The following is a 24,789-nucleotide window of genomic DNA, read 5'->3' on the forward strand; positions in this document are numbered from 1 at the left end:
TTCTGATTGTCGATACAACTAATCCGTTTTTCCATAGCCACCCCCGCCGGGCGTTTCAATCACAAACTGGTCGCCATCCTGTAAATCCATATTCTGGATGGATTGAAGTTGGACGACTTCACCATTCTTTCGGATGACCTTTTGCTTTCCGGCTTGCCCATTTTGTCCGCCTTTCAAACCATACGGGCCGGAGTTGCGCCGCTGGGTGAGTACCGATAAATTGACCGGTTCCAAAAAAGTCAATTTACGAATGATGCCATCGCCTCCGTTCCATTTTCCGGCTCCTCCCGAGTTTTGTCGAATGGAAAATTCATCCAGCCGAACCGGGTAGCGCAGTTCCATGATTTCAGGATCAGTAATGCGGGTATTGGTCATGTGATGATGCACGGCACTTGCTCCGTTGAACCCATTGCCAGCTCCGCAACCACCGCAAATCGTTTCGTAGTAGCCAAAGTTTTCATTTCCAAACAGGGTGTTATTCATGGTTCCCTGACTGGCAGCTATCACGCCAAAGGCTTTTAGTAAGGTGTCGGTCAGGCGCATGCTGATTTCAACATTGCCACCAACCACGGCCGGGCACTTGGTCGGATCATCATCAAAAACAGGATTTAACAAACCGTTGGACAGATGAATAGAAACTGGTTGCAATAATCCATCGTTTAATGGGATCGACTCTTTTAAGAGCAGACGCAAAACATAAATGGTTACACTTTGTACAATGGCTTCGGTAGCATTCATATTGCCGGTGTGAACCTCCGCACTTCCTGTAAAATCGATTTTGCACTCACCATCTTTTAAATCAACTTTTACTTTCAGCAAGGAGCCATCATCCAATCTTTCCTCGGCGTCATAAATACCATCCGAAAATTTCGACAAGGTTTCGCGCATTTTATCTGCGGCGTGTTTTTTCAATAAACTGAAGTAATTGCTTACTGTTTCTGCCCCATGTTGTTCTATGAGGTTTAGCAGCGCATCTTGTCCGTTTTTATTTGCCGCAATTGCTGCATTCAAATCTGCCAGGTTTTCTTCAACCGAGCGGGTAGGAAAGGGGCCTTTCAAGAGGATGTCGCGCATGCCGTCCCAATCCACCTGATTTCCTTTTACAAGGTGAAAAGGGGAAATAACCACGCCTTCTTCGGCCAGATTTTTGGCGTTCGGTGGCATGGAGCCCGGACTGATTCCGCCAATCTCGCTATGATGCGCCCGGTTCACGACAAAGGCAACTCGTTTCCTCTCATGAAAAACAGCAGTCACCAAGGTTACGTCAGGAAGATGAGAACCACCGTACTTGGGATGATTGGTCACAATGGTGTCGCCTTCTTCAATCTGAATATGTTTTAACAAGCTTTTTACACACACGCCCAATCCGCCAAGGTGAACAGGAATGTGAGGCGCATTGGCTACCAGCCCTCCGTCAGCATCTAAAAGGGCACATGAAAAATCAAGTCGCTCTTTAATGTTAACCGACAAAGCTGTTCGTTGCAACAAGGCGCCCATGTTTTCGGCAATCGACATAAACCGATTCGCAAACAGTTCCAATTCGGTTTCCTGGGTCTGCTCTTTGATGTCGGCGTTTACTTCAGTTTTCGATAGCACAGCTGTTCCATGCGAATAGAGTTGTAGCTGCCAGCCTTTTTTTAGATAGGTTGTGGCGTAATTGTCCAGAAAAAGAGCTGGGCCCGTAATTTCTGCTCCGGGGTTCAAGTCGTCGCGCACAAATACGGGAATCTGTTCACTTCGAATACGGTAACCTGGCTCGGGGATATAAGATTCGGCTTGTGCGGTTGGGGGGGCTTCTTCTTTCGACTTTACTGAAGCGATGGTGCGAATGGCCTCCAACTCAATGGGGCGGTTTTTAACCTGATGTCCGTATAGTTTTTTGTATTGTTTGTGAAACTTCCTGATGGCATCTTCTTCTTTTTTGTATTGAATTTCCAGGCTGCTGTCTTGTCCTTGGAAACGAAGAAATAGCATGCGTTGCCGGATTTCAATCTGATCGGATTGGAAGCCTTCGTCTTCTAATAGTCTCACGGCATTGTTTTCAATCTCTTCAAATTGATTGGCTAATGAAGACTCTGCTTCATCCCAATACGCCAGGATTTGTTTTTCGGCAAAGCGTTCGATACGTGCGTGTCCAATTCCATATGCACTCAGCAATCCGGCATCTTGTGGAAGAAGAACGGTTTTGATTGTCAGCATGTCGGCAATGTCACAAGCGTGAAGTCCTCCGGCACCTCCAAACGCAACTAAGGAAAAGTCCTTCGGATTATAGCCTTGCGAAATTGATATTTTCCGAATCGCTCCGGCCATAATCTCATTGGCAATGTCAATAAATCCATCCAATATTTTTTGTGCCGACTGCTTTTTGCCCGATTTTTCTTCTACCTGAAGGATTAATTCATTCAACCGCTCCTGAGCCGCTTCAGGAAAAACAGGGATAGAAAACCGGGAGGTGTCCAACCTGCCGAGTAACAAGTTGACATCAGTTATTGTTAGCGGACCACCTGCACCATAGCAAGCCGGGCCGGGAAAAGCGCTGGCACTCTCCGGACCAACAAAAAGTTTATAGCCGTCGAACCCACAAATTGATCCACCTCCTGCAGCTACGGTTTCAATAGCGATCGCTGAACTGTTGATAATCGAATCGCCCACTTCCAGCTCATAGCGATAATCAAAAGCACCGCTGTAGCGCGAAACATCGGTGCTGGTGCCGCCCATATCGAAGGTAATCAGGTTTTGCCGCCCACAATTTTTTCCGATTAGCGATGCGCCAACAACTCCTCCGGCGGGGCCGCTCAATAAACTGTCTTTGGGTTGAAAATTGTCGGCTGCCACCAAGCTTCCGGCACTGGTCATTATCTGGAAAGCGTGTTTGCCGACTCGTTCAACGATGTTATTCACGTAGTTATGAATGATGGGAGAGAGGTAGGCATTGACAACAGTCGTTTCAGCCCGCGGGACGATTTTTACAAGCGGTGTTAATTCGGCTGACGCAGAGATCGATTGAAAACCAAGTTCTTCGAGAATCTTTTTTGTTTCTTCTTCGTGAATTGGGTTCTTATACGCATTCACGAATGCAATGGCAACAGATTCAAATTTTTGATTTCGGAGCTCCTGCAATTGTTGCCGAAGCTTGTCTTTATCCAGTGCCAGCAAAATGTTTCCTTGTGCATCAATTCGTTCATCAACCTCTAAAACTGAGTTTGCGATTTGCTGTCGTTTTTCAACGTTCATTGCAAAAATGTCGGGACGCGCCTGGTTGCCAATCTTTAGCAGGTCTTTAAATCCTTTGGTGACCAGAATAAGTGTTTTTGCACCCTTTCTCTCTAGTAATGCATTTGTTCCTTTAGTTGAGCCTAATTTGAGTTGTAAGTTTGGAAAAGTTTCAGTCAATGCTGTTTGTGTAATCAGTCGTGCTCCCAAAACCGGCGCTTCTTCATGCGAGGTGATTTCAAAATTGGCTCCTTCTTTCAAATTTTCAGAGGAGAATGGCTGGTTGATTTCCATCCGTTTTTGTTGGATGTCAAAGGAGACAATCTTAAAATTTGTATACTCTTCGCCCAATAAACGAAAAGAAAAACCTTGAATAATATCGCGTTCCAACTCCCAAGCTTCGTGAATAATTAATGAAGTGGCTGATTCTATTTTTTTGATGCTTCCCCGAAGGCTGCTGTTGCTTAAAACTTTGCGTCGGTATTCGGTTCCATTCTGATCAATACCAATACAATCGGTAAATGTTCCGCCTGTGTCAACAAACAGCTGAAAATGTCTTTTATTTTCCATATTATTATTCCTGAATCCTCACGAAAATACAACAAAATGACAAATTTGGTAATTCACAGAGCAGTTCATAAATGCATCTTGTAATAGGTGTTAATTATGCAATGGTTTGATCATTAGTTAATTTCCAGTGATTTTTTTGTGTTCAGATGTTCGATTGACATTTTTCAACAGTTTGATGGAAGAGTTTCTGTCCTGTTTATTGTCGTTTAGAAACTAGAAGACCCTATTTCGTATCAATATCGGCAATTATGATCGTTCATTCGTCAATTTGATTATATTTGATTGATTTGCGAGTCAAATTGAAAACAGTTAAACTTATTGTTTTAATAAATTGTTATTGATATAAACTTCATGGTTACAATATGCCAAAAATAGATTTTCAAAGTTACGAGACTGAAGGTTTTTTTGATGAAACTTTCGAAAACGATAAAATAGTAAAGCCGCATTATGCCCTGTTTATTGATTGGCTGCAAAAAATGGGGTTGAAAAAACTCAATATGCTGCAGCATTCTACGGACAGAGTGCAATTGTCTATGGGGATGACTTTTAATGTTTACAGTGATAATCAAGGGGTTGAGCGCATTCTTCATTTAGATATTATCCCTAGGATTATTAGTGGTCAGGATTGGGATTTGCTTGAGCGTGGGTTGAAGCAACGGATTTACGCGATGAATTTATTCATCGATGACATTTATAATGATCAGAAAATATTAAAAGATAAAATTATTCCGAAAGAACTGATTTTATCGAGTTCGTCATACTTGAAACAGTGTGTTGGACTGAAACCGCCCAAAGGTGTATGGGTTCACATTACCGGAACCGATATTATCCGGGGTGCTGATGGCAGTTACTATGTGCTTGAAGACAACCTGCGATGTCCGTCAGGAGTTTCGTATATGCTGGAAAATCGGGAAATTCTGAAGCGAACTTTCCCCGAAGTCTTTGAGAAACTAAATGTTCGGCCGGTTTATAATTATAGCCACTACCTGCGCGATATGCTCGAGTCGCTTTCTCCGGTATTTCCCGCCTCAATCGCGGTGTTGACTCCGGGGACTTATAATTCAGCCTATTTCGAACATGCTTATCTTGCTCAGCAAATGGGCGCCGAGCTGGTTGAGGGGCGTGACCTTGTCGTTCAAGATGACTTCGTATATAAAATTACGACCAAAGGACTGAAGCGGATTGATGTGATTTACCGAAGGGTAGATGACGATTTTATCGATCCGGAGGTTTTTAGAGCTGATTCGATGCTGGGAACACCGGGACTATTTAGAGCTTACCTTAAAGGTAATGTAGTATTGATAAATGCACCCGGCACAGGAGTGGCTGACGACAAAGCTGTTTATGCTTATGTTCCCGACATCATCAAATACTACTTGGGCGAAGAGATGTTGCTTCCCAATATCGAAACGTTCCTTTGTGATCGTGAAAAGGAACGAGATTATGTCATCGACAATATTTCGAAATTGGTTATCAAACAGACGGATGCTTCTGGTGGATATGGCATGTTAATTGGCCCAAAATCAACCAAGGAAGAGCAAGCCGAATTTATTCAGAAAATCAAAAAAAGTCCCAGAAATTATATTGCACAACCGACCATAAATTTGTCGAGGGTACCTACATTATCCGATCAGGGGATTGAAGGTCGTCATGTCGACTTAAGGCCTTATGTGCTCTATGGAAGCGACATTAATATTATTCCAGGTGCTTTGACCCGGGTTGCGTTGAAAAAGGGATCTCTTGTAGTAAACTCCTCTCAGGGGGGTGGAAGTAAGGACACTTGGGTTGTTGACAATTTTTAAAACCAAAGAACATGCTTAGTAGAGTAGCAGATGCGATGTACTGGATGAACCGGTACATGGAAAGGGCTGAAAATTATGCCCGTTTTATGGATGTTAGTTTTAATCTTTCGCTGGAATTGCCCCCTCATGTGTCAGAACAATGGCAGCCTTTGGTTGTAACTACCGGAGATTGGGAATTGTACAGTGAAAAGCACGAAAGCATTAACAAGGAAAATGTAATCTACTTTTTAGGATTTGATCCTAAAAATCCGAATTCGATTTATAATTGCATCGTCAATGCCAGGGAGAATGCCCGGGCTATCCGCCCTGAGATAACGAAGGAACTTTGGGCACAAATTAACTACTTGTACTATTTTGTTAAGAATGGTCTTGAAAAGAAAATTTGGGTAAAAAAAGATCCGAGGATATATTTTGACGAAATAAAAAAAGGATGTCAGCTGTTTTGGGGAATTGTCGATGCAACCATCTCAAGAACAGAGGGCTGGCATTTTGGTCGTATTGGGAAAATGCTGGAGCGGGCAGATAAAACGTCACGAATATTGGATGTAAAATACCATATTTTATTGCCGACAGCACAGGATATTGGGGGCTCTATAGACATTATTCAGTGGGCAGCACTTTTAAAATCAGTTAGTGCTTACGACATGTATCGAAAGCTTTACGGAAAGCTGACTTCTGTAGGTATCGCCAAGTTTTTGATTCTTGATAATGAATTTCCACGATCCATGTTATTATGTCTCGAACATACCGCAATTTCTTTAAGAATGATTTCAGGCAACACCAATGGTTACTCCAATCAGGCTGAAAAGGAAGTTGGAATGCTGACTTCTCAGTTAGTGTTTGCCGACATTAATGATATTATTAGTTCAGGCATGCATGAATACCTGGACAAGTTCCAAATTGATTTACTTAAGGTTGCGGAGGCAATCTCAGATTCCTTCTTTTCAGTCGAAAAGAATATTGCAAAAGCGTAATTAATAATTTATAATCCGCACATGGCTCTTAAAGTTGTCATTTCCCATAAAACGACGTACAAGTATGATCGAATGGTAAACCTGTCCCCTCATATCTTTCGTTTGCGTCCTGCCCCTCATAGTCGAACACCTATTGAGGCTTATTCAATCAAAATAAAGCCGGAGAACCATTTTTTTAATTGGCAACAAGATCCTTTTGGCAACTACCAGGCAAGGCTTGTTTTTCCTGAAAAGACCAAGGAATTATCAGTTGATGTTGAAATTATTGCCGATCTGAAGACCATCAATCCGTTTGATTTTTTTGTGGAGGAATCTGCGGAGAAGTTTCCATTTACTTACAGTGAAATCACGAAGAAAGAGTTAATCCCCTATTTAGAAATTAATGAAAGCGGAGCTTTATTGAATGAGTGGTTGAAAACCGTTGATCGCTCCGAGCGAAAAACAATTGATTTTTTAATCGAATTGAATCAGAAGCTCAATCAGCACCTGAATTATACGATTCGAATGGAGCCTGGTGTTCAGACTTGCGAAGATACCTTGCAACGAAAAACCGGATCCTGCCGCGATTTTGCGTGGGTATTGGTTCAGGCACTTCGTCATTTTGGAATCGGAGCCCGTTTTGTTTCAGGCTATTTGGTGCAATTAACCGCCGACGAAAAATCACTGGACGGTCCTTCGGGCCCTGAATCGGATTTTACCGATCTGCATGCTTGGGCTGAAGCCTATATTCCCGGAGCCGGCTGGATCGGATTCGACGCCACTTCTGGCTTATTGGCTGGCGAAGGTCACATTCCACTGGCGTGTACTCCTTCCTTCGAAAGTGCCGCCCCAGTATCTGGATTGACCGATGTTTGCGAAACCGAATTCTTTCACAGCAATACGGTTACTCGTATTTTCGAGTCGCCCCGGGTTACAAAACCTTATACCGATGATCAATGGCAATCGATTTACAATCTGGGTTTTGAAGTTGAAAAAGAATTGGAGGACGGCGATGTTCGCTTGACGATGGGTGGTGAACCGACTTTTGTTTCTATAGACGATATGGAGTCGAAAGAATGGAACACCGCAGCCGATGGGGAGCATAAACGTAAACTGGCATCCAATTTATCGACTCGCTTGCTGGAGCGGTTTGGAAAAGGAGGTCTCTTGCATCATGCTCAGGGGAAGTGGTATCCCGGCGAACCTCTTCCACGTTGGCTGGTTGGTATTCATTGGCGAAAAGATGGTGAACCGGTTTGGAAAAATCCGGATCTTTTAGCTTCGTTCACAAAGGAATATAAGGTGGATGATTCTGCCCCGGAGCTTTTTCTGAAAACTTTAACGAAATATTTGGGCATTGGCACTGAAACCATTCTTCCGGCCTACGAAGATATTTTCTATTTCTTGTGGGAAGAAGGCCGTTTACCGGTTGATGCAGATCCTCTTAAAAGTAATTTGAAAGATCCGTTGGAACGTCAGAAATTAAGCGAGTTGTTGAATAAGGGATTGAATGCACCCGCAGGTTATGTTATGCCGCTTAATAGCTATCAAAAACGATGGGTTAGCAGTCAGTGGGAATTTCGCCAAAAACATTTGTATCTCACCCCCGGAAATTCGCCGGTTGGCTTGCGACTTCCATTAGAGTCGTTGCTCGAAAGCCCGACAAAAGAAAGCGACCCTATTTTTGAACCTGATTTATATGCTGAAACCGAACCACTTGGAGAATATCAAGAAGTGGTTCAGAAACGAAAAAAGGCTGGAGTCCAGGCTCAATCTGAACCAATGCCTTTTATCCGAACGGCTATTTGTGCCGAAGTACGCGAAAACAGGCTATACCTGTTTTTGCCGCCGCTCGAAAGTGCCGAAGAATTTCTTGATTTGGCAGCTGCCTTGGAAGCTTCTGCCGAAGAGCTTAAGATTCCGATTATTATTGAGGGGTATGAACCGCCTCGCGACAATCGCATGGAAGTGCTGAAAGTAACTCCTGATCCCGGTGTAATTGAAGTTAATATTCATCCGGCAAAAAACTGGAAAGAGTTGACCGATAATACACTGGCTTTATATGAAGAAGCAAAACAAGCACGATTGGGTACAGAGAAATTTATGCTCGACGGTAAACACACCGGAACCGGAGGAGGTAATCACGTTACGCTGGGTGGAGCAAAACCAACCGACAGTCCTCTGTTGCGGCGACCCGATTTATTACGCAGTCTGCTTACATTCTGGCAACATCATCCCGGACTTTCTTATCTGTTCTCCGGATCTTTTATCGGGCCGACAAGCCAGGCTCCAAGGGTTGACGAAGGACGCTACGAGAATCTTTACGAACTGGAAATTGCTTTTGAGCAAGTTCCTGAAGGTGAAGAAGTACCTTATTGGCTAACCGACAGATTGTTTCGCCATATGCTGACCGACATTACCGGCAATACGCACCGGGCTGAATTTTGCATCGATAAATTGTATTCCCCCGATTCCTCATCGGGTCGCTTGGGTATATTGGAACTTCGGGCTTTTGATATGCCGCCACATGCACAAATGAGTTTGACGCAAATGTTACTGGTTCGTACGCTGGTTGCGTGGTTCTGGCGTAAACCGTACAAACACAAATTAGTACGTTGGGGTACTGAGTTACATGATCGATTCCTCATGGAGCATTACGTGAAAGAAGATATAAAAGACATTGTGGAACAGCTGAACGAGGCGGGTTATCCGTTTCAGTTAGATTGGTTTGATCCATTCTTTGAATTCCGTTTCCCCTTGTATGGCATGGTCAATATTAAAGGAATTGATATTGATTTACGCATGGCCATTGAACCGTGGAATGTTTTGGGTGAAGAAATGTCGGATCGGGGAACTGCTCGCTATGTCGACTCGTCGGTTGAACGTATTCAGGTGAAGCTGAATAATTTTGTAGACAACCGTTATATTCTAACTTGCAATGGAGTGAAAGTTCCGCTAATTGCAACTGGAAAGAAGGGCGAATTTGTCTCCGGAGTTCGGTACAAAGCTTGGCAGCCATGGTCATCGCTTCATCCAACAATTGGTGTTGATACACCGCTGGTATTTGACATTGTAGATACCTGGAACAAAAGGTCAATTGGTGGATGTACCTATTTTGTCGCACATCCGGGAGGTCTCTCGTACGATACCTATCCGGTGAACAGTTATGAAGCGGAATCGCGCAGAATTAACCGTTTTTGGGATCTAGGGCACACACAGGGCGAAATTGCTGCACCCGAGAGCCAGGCGGTTGACCAAATGCCTGATCGGTCGATTCAGGTACATTCTGATGTGAAAAAGTTTGATTATAGAGAAATTCCCGTAAGTTTGGAGTTCCCTCATACATTGGATTTGCGACACAATAGAAAAAATAAAAAGAGCTGATGCCTGAAATTAATGATATACCGTGCAACGAGTACCTGAAGGAATGTGAGAATGATGAAGTGGTAGGTGCAAACAATTCCATTAATCCGCATTGGGACATTCTTTTTAAAAATGTCCAGAACATTGGCTATGCTGCTTTAGATTCCAGACAGTCGGATTTGAATTGGTATCTCTCAGAGAATGGGGTTACTTACAATGTTTATAACGATCCTAATGGGCTTAATCGACCATGGAATCTGAATGCGATTCCATCCATTGTTGAAGCCAGGGAATGGGAAACGATTGAAAAAGGGATTCAGCAGCGTGCCGAATTATTCAACCTTATTCTGAAGGACTTGTATGGGAAACGCGAACTAATTAAAAAAGGAATTGTTCCGCAGGAAGTCATATACAGTCATCGGGGGTTTATTCGGCAATGCGATCAGATCGAATATACAACAGCCAAGCAATTGCAGATTTACGCGGCCGACATAGCCAGGGGGCCAGACGGAAGAATGTGGATATACAGCGACCGGACTCAAGCACCATCCGGAATGGGTTATGCACTCGAGAACAGACTAACGATTGGTCGGGTTTTGCCGGAACTTTCAAACGGCATAGAAGTTAGTCGGTTATCTAGCTTTTTTCAGCATTTTGACAACTTGCTGATTGACGCATCACCACGTAAAATTGATTCACCAACAATCGTGGTACTAACCCCGGGGCCACTCAACGAAACTTATTTTGAACATGCCTATCTGGCATCGCACATGGGATATCCGTTGGTGCAGGGGAACGATTTAGTGGCACGTGACGGTTATCTGTGGATGAAATCATTAAAGGGATTAAAGCAGGTCGATGTCGTTTTACGAAGGGTTGATGATTTGTATACAGATCCACTCGAATTGCGCGAAGATTCGCAATTGGGCGTGCCCGGGCTGTTGGAGGTTGTCAGACAAAAGCATGTTAGCATTTTAAATCCAATTGGATCACGGGTGTTGGAAAATCCCGGATTAATTCCTTTCATACCGGGCATTGCAAAATATTTTTTAAATGAAAAGCTAATTCTTCCACAAGTGGCTTCGTGGTGGTGTGGACAGGAAAAGGAGCGAAAATATGTGCTTGATCATCTTTCCGAGTTAATCGTTCGGTTGATCGATCGCCCTTTTAATGACAGTGTATTTTATGGCTATGAGATGAACCCGCAGGATTTGCAACTTTTACGAGCGCAAATTCTTGAACGCCCCTATCGATTTGTCGCACAGGAACGCATTGGTTTTTCAACCACACCAACATTTATAAACCAAAAACTTGAGCCACGTAATATGGCTGTCCGTACCTTTGGGATAGCCACTAAGAATGGCTATGAGATTATGCCGGGAGGCCTGGCTCGAGTAGCTCCGGGCATCGGAAATTCGATTGTTACCAATCAAACCGGAGGATTGAGTAAAGATTTCTGGGTGGTAGGAAAAGAACCGGATGATCACAAAGCTCGTTTTTCGTTGGCAAGACCAACAAACACGATTGAGGCAAGTTTGGATGATTTACCTAGTTTAACTGCGGAGAATCTTTTTTGGGCAGGACGGTACGTTGGACGTGCGCTGTCAACATCGCGTTTTTTGCGCATGGTTCTTAAGCAAATGAGTTTCACCAATTTTAACGAGCGAAAACCCACCGAAAAAAGCTTAGATGTTTTGTTTCGGGCGGTAACTAATATGACCTGTACTTTCCCCGGTTTTGTTGGCGATGAACCCATTGAAAATCCGGTGAAGGAAATCTATTCGGTAATTTTGGATGCTGATCGTGATGGCAGTTTGGCACACACGATGAACATGTTTTTTAATGCCTATTTCTCAATTCGAAATTTATGGTCTTCGGATATGTGGCGGGTGTTTGGCCGGATTAATACAATTTGGAGCGAAATTGAGAGTGAAGGAAATGTGACCACACGTCGGTTAATACAAGTGTTAGATCAGTTAATTACACGGCTAATCGCTTTTATGGGTTTGGTGGAGGAAAGCATCTTGATTGATCAGGGATTGTTACTCTATTTTGTTGGTTTGCAGCTTGAACTTAGCAACTTGAATATTTCGAAGTGCCGAAGTTTGTTGGTCGTAAAATATGATGGACAGGTTGAATATGAAATTTTGGAATCGTTGCTAAACAGCCACGAAAGTTTGACGATTTACCGCCATAGTTATCGCTCTTACATTAAGATCGAGAATGTGATTGACCTGATTTTACTCGATCAAAAATACCCACGTTCGGTTGCGTATCGTTTCAATCGTTTGAATAAGGATTTAGCAGTTTTGCCACAATCGAGTGCATCACATGAATTAACCAACTACGAGAAGTCTATTTTTAGTGGATTTTCAAAACTAAGACTTGCAACACGAGATGAGTTGAGTCGCGCGGAAGAGGAAACTTCGATACGAGAAAATCTTGACCAGTTGCTTTCAGAATTGAGTGATTTGCTTTTTAAAGCCTCCATGTCAATAACGACAACCTATTTTAGTCATAGCTATCAGCAGAACCAGTTAGTCAATCAAAGTTTCGACGAATAAGTATGATTTTCCAGGTAATTCATAAAACAACTTATAAATATGACAACTTTGTCAGCTATTGTCATAATATGGCTACACTTAGACCGCGCGATCTAAGCGGTCAGAAATTATTGGATTTTAAGCTGGACATTGAACCTTCTCCTTCTGAAATTAACGAGCGGACTGATTTCTTTGGAAATTATTTAACTCGATTTTCTATTCAGGAGCCGCACAATGAGTTGATTGTTAGTTCGAAAAGTATTATTGAGCGAGATTTTAACTCTATAGTTGCGAGCTACAATTCGAGTAACTGTCGGATGGTTACAATGAGTAGTGCCATTGATCAATTAAAAACACAGCTCACTGCCGACTGTTTGAATGCCCGTCAGTATCTATTGGAATCGCCACTTATTCGTAAAGTTTCACCTGTCATAAAAAATTATGGCACCGAATCTTTTCAACCCAATCGGTCGGTTTTTGATGCAGCAAAGGAGTTGATGCAACGAATCTTCACCGACTTTAAATTTGTGCCTGGGTTCTCTGATGTGGCGACTCCGCTGCATGAGGTTTTTGAGGAACGAAAAGGGGTTTGTCAGGATTTCGCCCAAATTGCAATCGCATGCATTCGATTAGTCGGATTACCCGCTCGCTACATGAGTGGATATATTGAGACTATTCCGCCTGCCGGACAGGAAAAACTGATTGGTGCCGATGCTTCGCATGCTTGGTTTTCAATTTTTATACCAGGTTTTGGATGGGTCGATTTTGACCCGACAAATAATTTGATTCCAGAAAATCAACATCTGGTTGTTGCTTGGGGGCGCGATTATTACGATGTTCCACCGCTCAAAGGAGTGATTTACAGTAATGGCAAAAATGAAATGAATGTTTCTGTAGACATTCGCGAAATAGAGTATGACACTCAACCTCAAACGAAATAATAAAAAAGCCTTTCAGTAACGAAAGGCTTTTTTATTATTCTACTCGAAATTTTTATTCTAAATAAGTGTATCCGTACAATCCTGAACGGTAGTTGGATAAGAATTCCTTGCCTTCGGCTGCTGAAATTTTTCCTGCTTTAACCGAAGACGTTACCCAGGTTTCGACGGTACGAACCATTTTCTTCGGATTGTATTGTACGTAATCCAATACTTCTGCAACGGTTTCTCCGTCAATTATTTGGTCTATCGAGTAACCGTCTTTGTCAACGGAAACATGAACGGCATTCGTGTCGCCGAATAAATTGTGCAGGTCGCCCAAAATTTCCTGATAGGCACCTACTAAAAATACACCGATATAGTATGGTTCTTTTGCCTTTAGTTTATGCACAGGAAGATAATGTGAAAGGTTTCGTGTGGCAATGAAATTGTCGATTTTACCATCCGAATCGCAGGTAATATCCTGCAAGGTCGCTGATTGGTCAGGTTTTTCATCCAGCCGATGTATTGGCATAATGGGGAATATCTGGTCGATAGCCCATGAGTCAGGTAAAGACTGAAACAATGAAAAGTTGCAGAAGTATTTGTCAGCCAGCAGTTTTTCTAACTGGTTTAATTCGTGAGGTACGTGCCTTATTTTTCCAATCATCTCGTGAATTTCGCGTGCGATTGACCAAAACAGGCGTTCTACCTGGGCACGGGTTTTTAAGTCGAGCATTCCGAGGCTGAAACGGTCAAGCGCTTCTTCCCTAATTTGCTGGGCATCGTGCCAAATCTCCAGCATCCGAGGTTGATTAATCGCATCCCAGAGCGTGTAAAGCTCTTTGACCAACTCATGATCTTCCGGATGTAGTTCCTCTTCTTCATCCCATTCAGGAAGCGAGGCTGATTCCAACACCTCAAATATCAAAATAGAATGATGTGCTGTTAATGAACGGCCTGATTCAGTGATGATGTTGGGGTGTGGAATATTATTTTTTTCGCTGACGTCGACCATGGTAGAGATCGCATCGTTAACGTACTCCTGGATGCTGTAGTTTACGCTGCTTTCGTTATTCGCTGATCGGGTTCCATCGTAATCTACACCAAGGCCACCACCGATATCTACAAATTCGATATTGAAACCACTCAGGCACATTTGAGCATAAAACTGTGAAGCTTCGCGCAAGGCAATTTTTATACGACGTATTTTATTCACCTGACTACCAATATGAAAGTGAACCAGCTTGAGACAGTCGGTTAATTTTTGCTTACTCAAATAGTCCATTGCTTCCAAAAGTTCGCTCGATGTTAATCCAAATTTACTAACATCGCCGCCTGAGTTTTCCCATTTCCCACTTCCAGAACTGGCCAGCTTTACCCGAATTCCGAGGTTGGGTTTCACTTTCAGTCGTTTCGCAATTTGGGCAATTAGTTTTAGCTCATTCAATTTTTCAACAACAATGTAAATCCGTCGTCCCATTTTTTGGGCTAACAGAGCCAGTTCAATGTAATCTTCGTCTTTGTAACCATTGCAAATAATAAGCGAGTCATTGTTTGTATTGGTTGCAATTACAGCATGTAATTCTGGTTTTGAGCCAGCTTCGAGTCCAATGTTGAATTTTTTTCCGTGACTGACAATCTCTTCAACAACTGGTCGCATTTGATTGACCTTGATTGGGTAGATGATAAAGTTTTGCGCTTTATAGTTGTATTCTTCCGAAGCAATTTTAAAACAACTAGACATTTTTTCAATACGGCTATCAAGAATGTCGGGAAAACGAAGCAGCATTGGAGCAGCAACATCTCTTACTTGTAGTTCGTCAACTAATTCTTTGAGGTCAATTTCAACTCCATCTTTTTTAGGAGTAACAACCACATTCCCTTTATCGTTAATCGAAAAAAAATTGATTCCCCAACCATTAATATTATAAAGTTCTTCTGTGTCTTCAATGCGCCATTTTCTCATGCTAAACTGTCGTATTTTATGTTTTTCGTTAGTCTTTTTTTTCGTTCCAAATATAGTTTTTCAAACAATACAATAAGCAATATTAAAACACAAATAAGAAGGCAGCAATTTTTTCCTAAAAAAAAACTGTTGGTCGAGCCATACCAACAGCTTTTTATTTTCATTTTTGGTGCAAGTATTATCCGTTTTGAATGGAAAGATTTGCAAAGTATTTTCGCTTGAACCACAGTGCAACACTCACCAGTGCAATTAATACGGGAACTTCTACTAATGGACCAATCACGGCAGCAAAAGCTTCACCGGAGTTAATGCCAAATACGGCAACGGCAACGGCAATGGCCAGTTCGAAATTATTCGATGCTGCTGTAAACGAGATGGATGTTGTTTTAGAATAGTCAGCGCCCGAACGTTTACCCATCAGAAAGGAAACTAAGAACATGATAACGAAATAGATTACCAGCGGTATGGCAATGCGAACCACGTCGAGTGGAATTTTTACGATGTATTCGCCTTTTAACGAAAACATGACGAAAATGGTAAAAAGCAATGCAACTAAGGTGATTGGACTGATTTTAGGTAAAAACTTTGTTTTGTACCATTCTTCGCTTTTTATTCGAATTAAGCTGAAGCGGGTTAAAAAGCCCGCAGCAAAAGGAATTCCAAGGTAAATTAAAACGGACTCGGCGATTTGTCCGATGGTAATAGTGACTTCGAGATTTTGTAAACCCAACCAACCGGGCAAAATACCAAGAAATACCCAGGCGTAAACTGAAAAGAACAAAATCTGAAAGATGGAGTTGAATGCGACCAGACCAGCGGCGTATTCGCGATTTCCTTCCGCCAAATCGTTCCAAACAATTACCATGGCAATACATCGTGCCAGCCCAATTAGAATGACTCCCGCCATGTAGTGCGGGTAATCATGCAGAAACAGAATGGCCAAAGCAAACATCAGGAAAGGGCCGATCAGCCAGTTTTGGATCAGTGAAATCCCCAACAGTTTGACATCTTTGAAAACCAATCCCAGCTCTTCGTAGCGAACTTTTGCCAGTGGGGGATACATCATTAAAATTAACCCAATAGCAAGTGGAATATTTGTTGTTCCTGCCTGAAAACCGTTCCAGAAGTTACCGACTTCTGGTTTCAGGTACCCAATAAAAACACCGGTAGCCATTGCCAGTAGAATCCAAATTGTCAGGTAGCGGTCTAAAAATGACAAGCGCTTCTTCTTCGCCATGGTTATTTTATATTTTGCAGGTAGAATTCATGAAAACGGGCTTTAATTTCGTCGCGAACCCGGTAAAACTCACTCATAATAAATTCGTCGGTTCCCACGGCATGCGACGGGTCGTCGAACCCAATGTGCAAGCGTTTTTTTACTTTACCGATAAAAGCCGGACAACTTTCGTTAGCTCCTCCGCAAACTGTTATTACGTAGTCCCATTCATCATTCAGGTACTTACCAACCGGATCAGAAGTGTGTTGGCTGATGTCGATGCCAATTTCCGACATGACCTGAACCGCTTTTTTATTCAACTTGCCGGATGCCTCGGTGCCTGCGGAACATACTGTTATTGACGGATCGAAGGATTGCAAGAATCCATGAGCCATTTGGCTGCGGCAACTATTGCCGGTGCAGAGTATTAATACTTTCATATTTGTCAAAATTTGATTTTGTATCTATTTAAAATTAACTTTTACAGGAGAAATCTTCGGGTAATTGCACGCTATCTGTAAATCTGTTCAACACTTGTTTCATCTCTTCAATTTTAGCTTTATTCAAGCAGTAATTAGTTTTCGATCCGTTTATTGTTCCCTGGATTAAACCAATTTCTTTCAACTCTTTTAAGTGTTGATTTACCGTTGTTCTGCTTAAAGGCAGCTCGTTTGAAATATCGCCTGAAATGCAGACTCTTGATTCAGTGAGGTATTTCAGGATTGCTAAACGGGCGGGGTGCGAAAGGGCTTTGAAATAGCCTGCCGCTACCTGCAAGTCTTGGTCAAAAAGTTCTACCTTGGCGTACGTCATTATTTTCAATTTATTGACGCAAATATACGTCATAAATTAAAATTGTGGCGTATGTATACGTTAAGTAAATGTAAATATTTCACGATGTTAAAAAATAGGTTTAAAGAGTAAAAAATACTCTTATTGATTTGCTACTTTTGTAATCGGTGTCAAAAGTTAAAAAAACACAACTACTAAAAGATTAATCATGACAACAAAGAATCTATTCATTCTGATGTTTTTAGTTGCTTTTTCTATTCAATTAAAAGCGCAAGACAAGGTGTATGAAATTGAAATTACGAAACCTAAAAAGGAAATTCCCATTCAACCCAATATGTATGGTGTTTTCTTCGAGGATATTAATTTTGCAGCCGATGGTGGATTGTATGCGGAGTTGATTAAAAACCGCTCGTTTGAATTTTTGAACTCGCCGACAATGGGCTGGCTAACTTATGGGAAAGTGGATGTGCGGACGGAGGATGCTCCCTTTGAGCGTAACCCACATTATTTGAGGTTGAATAATACGGGCTTGTTAACCGGAACCGGAATTATTAACGAAGGGTTTCGTGGAATTGGGCTCAAGAAGGATGAAAGTTACAATCTCAGCTTCTATGCCAGAAATATTGATTTAAAAGAAGGAAAGCTCAGAGTTGAACTGATTTCATCAGGGATGGACATTTTAGCGAAAGACGACATTGCGGTTGACTCGGATGAATGGCAAAAATATACATTGACATTAACACCTTCGCAAACCGATACTCACTCAAAGCTGCGTATTGATTTGCGATCGTTTGGAGCGGTCGATATTGAACATGTCTCGTTGTTTCCTGAAAAAACATTTAAAGGTCGCGAAAATGGCATGCGTCAGGATTTAGCTCAGGCTTTGGCTGATCTGGAACCAGGTATTTTTCGCTTTCCCGGAGGATGTATTATTGAAGGAAATTCACTGGCTACTCGTTACCAGTGGAAAAATTCAGTTGGTGCTGTTGAAAATCGCCCGATAAACGAGAACCGTTGGAATTATGAATTCCAACATCGGTTTACTCCCGATTATTTTCAATCGTACGGATTGGGTTTCTTTGAGTATTTTCAGTTGTGTGAAGATTTAGGAGCTGACGCTTTGCCCGTTGTAAACTGCGGAATTGCGTGCCAATATGCTACTGAAGAGGTAGCCGAAGATCTGACTCCGTATATTCAGGATGCCTTGGATTTAATTGAATTTGCCAATGGCCCGGTCGATTCGAAATGGGGAAAAGTTCGTGCTGAAATGGGGCACCCGGAATCCTTTAATCTGAAAATGATTGGAATTGGAAACGAGCAATGGGGCGAAGATTTTCCGGAGCATTTAAAGCAGTTTATTGATGCCATAAATGCCAGATATCCTGACATGCTTGTTATCGGTTCTTCTGGTCCGAGTGCCGATGGAGAACGGTTTGACTACCTCTGGAGTAAGATGAAGGAGCTGGATGCTGACTTGGTCGATGAACACTATTATAAAGATCCGGATTGGTTTTTAAGTAATGCCGGGCGCTATGATAATTATAGCCGGAAAGGCCCCAAAGTGTTCGCCGGAGAATATGCTTGCCACGATTATCCGGAGAAGAAAAACTCCTTTTACTCGGCGCTTTGTGAGGCTGCTTTTATGACAGGCCTGGAACGCAATGCTGATGTTGTTCATCTGGCGACTTATGCGCCTTTGTTTGCTCACGTTGATGCCTGGCAATGGAAGCCTGATATGATTTGGTTTGACAATTTACGGTCGGTAAAATCAGCCAATTACTATGTGCAACAATTGTACAGCTTAAACAAAGGAACCGAAGCGTTACAAGTAAAACTGAATAAGAAAAACGTGATCGGCCAAAACGGATTGTATGCAAGTGCCGTAATTGATGAAAATAAAAATCAGCTGATAATTAAAGTTGCAAATACTTCGAAAGAGCCCAGAACTGTTGACTTTGATTTTAGTAAGTTGAAACAGGAAGTTAAAAGTGGAGAGCAAGTTATTTTGAAGGCTGACTTAGAGGTTGAAAACACGTTGGAGAACCCGAATTTAATTGTGCCTAAAAAACAATCGATTGAAAGTTCACAGAATAAATTAAACGTAGTATTGAAACCAGAATCTTTTTCTGTGTTCATTTTAAACTAGTGAATGTTGCGAGAGCTTTTTAGATTTCAATTTTATCGGAAATCATCCTGTTACGTGAAAAATTGATTTTTCTTCTATTTGAATCGTTTTACCCAGCGGGTTCAAAATTAGTTCCTTACCAGATATATATATTAAGAAAGAGTATGGCCACAAAGCCGTACTCTTTTAAATTGTCCTGTAAATATCGGCGGGCTTTAGTGATGTGATCTTCAACGGTTTTGATAGATATGTTTAATTCGTTGGCTATGGCTTTGTTGGTGTATCCTTTTTCTGCACTCAATGTGTAAATGCGCTTTCGTTGCTCGGGTAGTTTGTCTACATAAAACTGTACTTTTTCTGACAATAAGTTGTAATCTACCTGTTTCTCAGTTTCGCTCGAATTCTTAACAGCCTTTTGTTTTACGTACTCGAAATATTCTTTTTCAGAAAGCTTTTTTCTGAAGGTTGAAATAATGGTGTTTTTTGCAATCGTAAAAAGATAAGACTCGAAGCTGGTGTCTTCTCTTAAGGAATTCCGATTATTCCAGATTTTAATGAATATTTCCTGAATCAAATCAAGGGTATCTTCTTCAGTTTTCAAATAACCAAAAATAAATCGGTATAGCCGATCACTATATTTGCTATAGAGTTGATTGACCGAGTTCTTGTTATTACTTTTCAGTTCCTTAATTAGATCTGCATCTTTCATAGAGCACGTCTCGTTTTTGAAAATGTAAATTTACGAAAATGTTCTTTTGAAAATAATAATAGACACGCAACCTAATCTTTTTTCCATAGAAAGAAAAAAAAAGAAGAAGTTATAGCAGGGGTACTTCTACCTATAGACGTATACCATGTAAGAAAGCAAAAAAGAAGGATGAAATCATATTTCAGGAAATATTTGAGCGATAGTTGTAGTACGGAGGATTTCGAGTCCTTTATTGAACTTGCGACCGACAAAAAAAATCAAAAAGTGTTCGAAGAGAATATGAGTGAAGATTGGAAAGACAATGATCGGACGATTGAAACTCCAGACTTATCTCCCACATTACATCGAATTCATTACGAATTGAATAAAACAGAACTTGGAGATTCAAAGACCAGAAAATTATTGTTTTATGTGTCTCGAATTGCGGCTGTTTTATTTGTTCCGTTGTTGATCGCGTACTTTATTCAATGGCAGAGTCGATCTTCAGGTATTGAACAAACCATTGTGACACCGCTGGCATCACAAACCTCATTCGAGCTGTCTGATGGTACTTTAGTATGGTTAAATGCGGGTTCGTCAATTCGTTTTCCTAGTAAGTTTACACGTAATAAGAGAATCGTAAAACTTACAGGTGAAGCTTATTTTGATGTAAAAAAGGGAAGTAAACCATTTATAGTTGAAACTAAGCATGTCGATATCGAAGTGCTTGGAACTGCCTTCAATGTCTTGGCATATGATAATGAATTGCCAGCAATCACATTGGAGCGAGGAAAAGTGTCCCTGAGGACTGAGTCAAATCAGAAGCGATTTCTTTTGCCCGGACATCAGGCGACTGTTGATACTTCGGAGTACAACATTACGCTGAAAACAGTGGATACCCATTTGTACTCTGCATGGAAGGATCATCAGTTGATATTTAAAAATGATCCGTTAAGCACTGTAGCTGAGAAATTGGAACGATGGTATAATGTCGAGATTGAAATTGTTGATCCATCACTATTAAACAGTAAAGTAACTGCGAAAATTGAGTTTGAAGCATTTCGGGAAGTGTTGGATTTAATGCAGCTTACAATGCCAGTCGACTATCAATACGATAAGGATCTTCGGAAACTTATTATTACAAGAAAATATTAATTATTTGGAATAAACAGCATGCCTATGTAACACAAGTCTAACTAAACAAAAGCTAAAAAGGTGGGAAAGCCGCGAACTTCCCCACCTGTAGTGAATAATTTTTGCAAATTATTAATCTTACAATTCAAACTTATGAAAAAAAATGGATTGAAGGAAGCTGGTATAAGTGTTTTCTTCTTTAAACTACTAATTGTTATGAAGCTAAGTATCTTTATTTTATGCTTAACGATCTTTACAGCGGTCGCTTCAGGAACCTATTCTCAAACGACAAAACTGTCGGTGGTTGCAAAAAACAAAACGATTGAAGATGTTTTAAAAACAATTGAGGATCAAAGTCAGTATCGTTTCTTTTATTCTGGTGTTATTAATACCACCAAAAAGGTTTCGATTAATAGTCAGGACAAAAATCTGGAAACAATTCTTCAACAAGTGCTGGATCAAACAGAAATTGGATATCGAATTGTAGGCCGGCAAGTTGCTCTTTTCAATACCAACGAAAAAGAGAATTCCAACATGCTTCAACAGGAATTAAATGTTGAAGGTACTGTTACCGGAGTTGGAGGAGAAGCTCTTCCGGGTGTAACGGTAGTTATTAAAGGAACTACAAATGGAACAATTACCGATTTCGATGGTAGGTACATGTTGTCTGCAGTTCCTTCTGATGCAGTGTTGGTTTTCTCCTTTGTAGGGATGAAAAGTCAAGAAGTACCGGTAGCCGGTAAAAGTAAATTAAATGTTATTTTAGAGGATGAAACTATTGGTCTTGAAGAAGTTGTTGCCATTGGATATGGTACGGTAAGAAGAGAAGATGTTACGGGCTCTATTTCTTCTATTAATGCTAAAGATTTTAATCTAGGAATAACAGTTGCGCCAGAGCAACTCATGCAAGGTAAGGTTGCAGGGGTAAATATTATCCAAAATAGTGGACAATCAGGGGCAGCTTCCACTGTTCGTGTTCGAGGATCAAGTTCTGTATCCGCAGGAAATGATCCTTTGTATGTAGTTGATGGAGTGCCATTGCAATTCAGCTCGGCTAATAAGTATGTTAATGTTGCCGGTGAATCAAGTACTTCACCATTCTCATCTGAAGGTACTAACCCGTTGAATGCAATCAATCCTTCTGATATTGAATCAATTGAAATATTGAAAGATGCATCTGCAACAGCGATCTATGGATCAAGGGGGGCAAATGGAGTTATCATCATTACAACTAAAAGTAAAAATTTGGGAGAATCAGTTTCTTACGATACTTATGTTGGAGTATCCTCAGTGCGTAAAAGTTTAGAAGTACTGTCAGCAGATGAATACCGTAACTATGCGCAAAGTAATAACCTTGCATTTCCTGATGAAGGAGCAAATACTGATTGGCAGGATGCTATTTACAGAACAGCACTCAGTCAGAATCATAATTTGTCGTTTGGTGGAGGTTCAGCTTCCAGTAATTACCGTGCATCTTTTGGGTATAATGCTCAAGATGGTATCATTGAGTCGTCGGGAATTGAAAAATACACGGCGCGTTTAAATGCCAATCAAACAGGAATGGATGGAAAATTAAAGATTGGAATCAATTTGACTTATGGTAAGATTTTAGATGATATTGCACCTGTTTCTTCCAATGTGGGGAATGAAGGTGGTAATATGTTAAAAGATGCGATTCGTTGGGCTCCTACGCTTCCTGTTTATAACGAAGATGGTAGCTTTTATCAAATTGGTGAGTTACGGGTTAATCCGGTTTCGTGGGGAGAACAGATTGAAGATGAGCGAAATACAAGCCTATTCTTAGGGAATGCCAATATTGAATACAATATCCTCGACGAACTTAAAGTGAGTGTTAACGTTGGGCACAATGATGAGGCAGTGAATCGTTATACTGCTGTTCCTGCATCCCATCCGATTGGACAGGCTGAAAATGGTCGTGCCTCAATTAGTAAAATACAAAACTCAAGTTCGTTGATTGAAACAAACCTAACGTATAACGAAGAATTTGAAAACAGCAGTTCATTAACAGTTCTGGCAGGATATTCTTTTCAACGATTTGTGACCGAAAATACGTTTACCGCTGCCAACCAGTTTGTTGCATCTTCAGTTAAATGGAATTTGATGCAATCAGGAAGCCTGGTTTCTAATACTTCATACAAGTCTGCTAATCGTTTAGCCTCAATGTATGCCCGCGCAAATTATAAACTACTGGATCGTTACATATTTACTGCGACATTACGTCGAGATGGTTCCAGTCGCTTTGGGGGCAACAACCAGTATGGACTTTTCCCGTCAGGTGCATTTGCCTGGAAATTGTCTGATGAGCCATTTTTCAACAGCTCAAAAATCAGTAATATGAAAGTTCGCGTGGGTTATGGTGTGACTGGTAATCAGGAAATTCCGAATGATCTGTTTCGTGAGCAGTTATCCATTTCAGGTTCTAATGTTTACGTTTTAGGTGGAACCGCTATTCCAAGTGTGCTACCAAGTAACTACCCAAATCCGGATTTGAAGTGGGAAACAACCAGCCAAACCAATATTGGAATCGACTTTGGATTGTGGGATCAGCGCTTAGCTGGTACGTTAGACTTTTATAAGAAACATACTACTGATCTACTATTGGAGTTCTCAACTGCATCTCCATCCGTGGTTACTAGTCAGTGGGCCAATGTTGGTGAAGTTGACAATACCGGTTTCGAATTGTCGCTGGATGGTAAGATTATACGCAAAAATGAATTCCAATGGAATGCGAATTTCAACTTCTCTACCAATAAAAATGAAGTTATTACGCTCTCGAATGAGAATTTTTCGAGAGATGAAATCCTAACGAATGCAACTTCAGGAGTTGTTAGTAACGGAAGTTCAACACAAATTATAAAACCCGGGTATGAGTTGGGTACTTTTTATGGGCGGCAATTTACCGGTTTGGACGCTGACGGCATGGAAACTTATCTTGATGAAGATGGAGTGGATGGAGCTGACATGGTCGTTTTGGGATCTGCTAATCCTGATTTCACATTTGGATTTAGCAATAGCTTTTTCTGGAAGAACTTCGATATGTCTATTTCTTTCAGGGGTGTTTCCGGAAATAAAATATATAACAACACAGCAGCTGAGTTTTCATACGTAAATGCTGCTCCTGGTGTTAATATTCTTAAATCAGCACTTGACCTCGGAATGAGTCGTGATCAGATTTCTCAGTTCTCTTCTCAGTGGTTGGAAGATGGCAGTTACCTGCGTTTAGATAACATGAGTATCGGGTATACCTTTGACACCAGTCGTTTGACCTTTTTATCAAAAGCACGACTTTATCTGACTGGGCAAAACTTATTTGTAATTACCAATTACTCTGGCTTTGATCCTGAAGTGAGAACGAATACAAACCGTGGAGGTGTAGCGCCGATTGGTATTGACTACTTATCTTATCCAAGACCTCGTGTTTTCATGCTTGGAGCAAGTTTGTCTTTTTAAACAGAAGGGTGAATAACTATTAAAATTTAAGAT

At 41.3% G+C, this 24,789-nt stretch carries 14 protein-coding genes; 8 read left to right on the top strand and 6 right to left on the bottom strand.

Going from position 1 to position 24,789, the window contains the following annotated elements; all coding sequences use genetic code 11:
* Positions 1-18: 18 nt before the first annotated feature.
* Complete coding sequence (locus GR929_RS06185) at positions 19-3,783, bottom strand: hydantoinase B/oxoprolinase family protein (protein ID WP_159518071.1); 3,765 nt, start codon at positions 3,781-3,783, stop codon at positions 19-21.
* 362 nt (positions 3,784-4,145) lie between these two features.
* Here GR929_RS06185 and GR929_RS06190 point away from each other — a divergent pair, with 362 nt between their 5' ends.
* The 5 genes from GR929_RS06190 to GR929_RS06210 are packed head-to-tail and all read left to right on the top strand — an operon-like array spanning position 4,146 to position 13,385.
* Positions 4,146-5,585: a circularly permuted type 2 ATP-grasp protein gene (locus GR929_RS06190; protein ID WP_201300917.1), complete on the top strand. Its 1,440-nt coding sequence runs from the start codon at positions 4,146-4,148 to the stop codon at positions 5,583-5,585.
* Between the two features lie 11 nt (positions 5,586-5,596).
* Positions 5,597-6,559, top strand: a complete 963-nt coding sequence (locus tag GR929_RS06195; RefSeq protein WP_159518072.1) for an alpha-E domain-containing protein — start codon at positions 5,597-5,599, stop codon at positions 6,557-6,559.
* A 21-nt stretch (positions 6,560-6,580) separates the two neighbouring features.
* Positions 6,581-9,922 carry a transglutaminase family protein gene (locus GR929_RS06200; protein WP_159518073.1) on the top strand — a complete coding sequence of 1,114 codons (3,342 nt, stop codon included), beginning with the start codon at positions 6,581-6,583 and terminating at the stop codon, positions 9,920-9,922.
* Positions 9,922-12,465: a circularly permuted type 2 ATP-grasp protein gene (locus GR929_RS06205; RefSeq protein ID WP_159518074.1), complete on the top strand. Its 2,544-nt coding sequence runs from the start codon at positions 9,922-9,924 to the stop codon at positions 12,463-12,465. Before GR929_RS06200 ends, GR929_RS06205 begins: the two co-directional genes overlap by 1 nt.
* Positions 12,466-12,467: 2 nt before the next feature.
* Complete coding sequence (locus tag GR929_RS06210; protein WP_159518075.1) at positions 12,468-13,385, top strand: transglutaminase family protein; 918 nt, start codon at positions 12,468-12,470, stop codon at positions 13,383-13,385.
* Positions 13,386-13,437: 52 nt separating this feature from the next.
* Here GR929_RS06210 and speA read toward each other — a convergent pair whose 3' ends face one another.
* The 4 genes from speA to GR929_RS06230 all read right to left on the bottom strand — a co-directional run bounded on the left by speA (position 13,438) and on the right by GR929_RS06230 (position 17,359).
* Positions 13,438-15,330, bottom strand: coding sequence for a biosynthetic arginine decarboxylase (gene speA, locus GR929_RS06215; RefSeq protein WP_159518076.1), 1,893 nt, complete (start codon positions 15,328-15,330; stop codon positions 13,438-13,440).
* Positions 15,331-15,508: 178 nt separating this feature from the next.
* Positions 15,509-16,567 (bottom strand): ACR3 family arsenite efflux transporter, encoded by a 1,059-nt coding sequence (gene arsB, locus GR929_RS06220; protein WP_159518077.1) that lies wholly within the window; start codon positions 16,565-16,567, stop codon positions 15,509-15,511.
* Positions 16,568-16,569: 2 nt separating this feature from the next.
* Positions 16,570-16,986, bottom strand: a complete 417-nt coding sequence (locus GR929_RS06225) for an arsenate reductase ArsC (RefSeq protein WP_159518078.1) — start codon at positions 16,984-16,986, stop codon at positions 16,570-16,572.
* A 34-nt stretch (positions 16,987-17,020) separates the two neighbouring features.
* Positions 17,021-17,359, bottom strand: a complete 339-nt coding sequence (locus GR929_RS06230) for an ArsR/SmtB family transcription factor (protein WP_159518079.1) — start codon at positions 17,357-17,359, stop codon at positions 17,021-17,023.
* Between the two features lie 187 nt (positions 17,360-17,546).
* On the opposite strand from GR929_RS06230, the gene GR929_RS06235 reads away from it, so the two are divergent.
* Positions 17,547-19,484, top strand: a complete 1,938-nt coding sequence (locus GR929_RS06235; RefSeq protein WP_159518080.1) for an alpha-L-arabinofuranosidase C-terminal domain-containing protein — start codon at positions 17,547-17,549, stop codon at positions 19,482-19,484.
* 115 nt (positions 19,485-19,599) lie between these two features.
* On the opposite strand, the gene GR929_RS06240 is transcribed toward GR929_RS06235, so the two are convergent.
* On the bottom strand, positions 19,600-20,172 hold the full coding sequence (locus tag GR929_RS06240) for an RNA polymerase sigma factor (protein WP_159518081.1): 573 nt from the start codon (positions 20,170-20,172) through the stop codon (positions 19,600-19,602).
* 168 nt (positions 20,173-20,340) lie between these two features.
* On the opposite strand from GR929_RS06240, the gene GR929_RS06245 reads away from it, so the two are divergent.
* Positions 20,341-21,306: a FecR family protein gene (locus GR929_RS06245; protein WP_159518082.1), complete on the top strand. Its 966-nt coding sequence runs from the start codon at positions 20,341-20,343 to the stop codon at positions 21,304-21,306.
* Between the two features lie 132 nt (positions 21,307-21,438).
* On the top strand, positions 21,439-24,756 hold the full coding sequence (locus GR929_RS06250) for a TonB-dependent receptor (RefSeq protein ID WP_201300918.1): 3,318 nt from the start codon (positions 21,439-21,441) through the stop codon (positions 24,754-24,756).
* Positions 24,757-24,789 lie beyond the last annotated feature (33 nt).

It is taken from the genome of Sunxiuqinia indica, assembly GCF_009847015.1.
Classification (GTDB): Bacteria; Bacteroidota; Bacteroidia; order Bacteroidales; family Prolixibacteraceae; genus Sunxiuqinia; species Sunxiuqinia indica.

Excerpts from the sequence above, each read along its gene's own strand:
- GR929_RS06185 (WP_159518071.1), bottom strand. The coding sequence starts at position 3,783 with ATGGAAAATAAAAGACATTTTCAGCTGTTTGTTGACACAGGCGGAACA.
- GR929_RS06190 (WP_201300917.1), top strand. The coding sequence starts at position 4,146 with ATGCCAAAAATAGATTTTCAAAGTTACGAGACTGAAGGTTTTTTTGAT.
- GR929_RS06195 (WP_159518072.1), top strand. The coding sequence starts at position 5,597 with ATGCTTAGTAGAGTAGCAGATGCGATGTACTGGATGAACCGGTACATG.
- GR929_RS06200 (WP_159518073.1), top strand. The coding sequence starts at position 6,581 with ATGGCTCTTAAAGTTGTCATTTCCCATAAAACGACGTACAAGTATGAT.
- GR929_RS06205 (WP_159518074.1), top strand. The coding sequence starts at position 9,922 with ATGCCTGAAATTAATGATATACCGTGCAACGAGTACCTGAAGGAATGT.
- GR929_RS06210 (WP_159518075.1), top strand. The coding sequence starts at position 12,468 with ATGATTTTCCAGGTAATTCATAAAACAACTTATAAATATGACAACTTT.
- speA (WP_159518076.1), bottom strand. The coding sequence starts at position 15,330 with ATGAGAAAATGGCGCATTGAAGACACAGAAGAACTTTATAATATTAAT.
- arsB (WP_159518077.1), bottom strand. The coding sequence starts at position 16,567 with ATGGCGAAGAAGAAGCGCTTGTCATTTTTAGACCGCTACCTGACAATT.
- GR929_RS06225 (WP_159518078.1), bottom strand. The coding sequence starts at position 16,986 with ATGAAAGTATTAATACTCTGCACCGGCAATAGTTGCCGCAGCCAAATG.
- GR929_RS06230 (WP_159518079.1), bottom strand. The coding sequence starts at position 17,359 with ATGACGTACGCCAAGGTAGAACTTTTTGACCAAGACTTGCAGGTAGCG.
- GR929_RS06235 (WP_159518080.1), top strand. The coding sequence starts at position 17,547 with ATGACAACAAAGAATCTATTCATTCTGATGTTTTTAGTTGCTTTTTCT.
- GR929_RS06240 (WP_159518081.1), bottom strand. The coding sequence starts at position 20,172 with ATGAAAGATGCAGATCTAATTAAGGAACTGAAAAGTAATAACAAGAAC.
- GR929_RS06245 (WP_159518082.1), top strand. The coding sequence starts at position 20,341 with ATGAAATCATATTTCAGGAAATATTTGAGCGATAGTTGTAGTACGGAG.
- GR929_RS06250 (WP_201300918.1), top strand. The coding sequence starts at position 21,439 with ATGAAAAAAAATGGATTGAAGGAAGCTGGTATAAGTGTTTTCTTCTTT.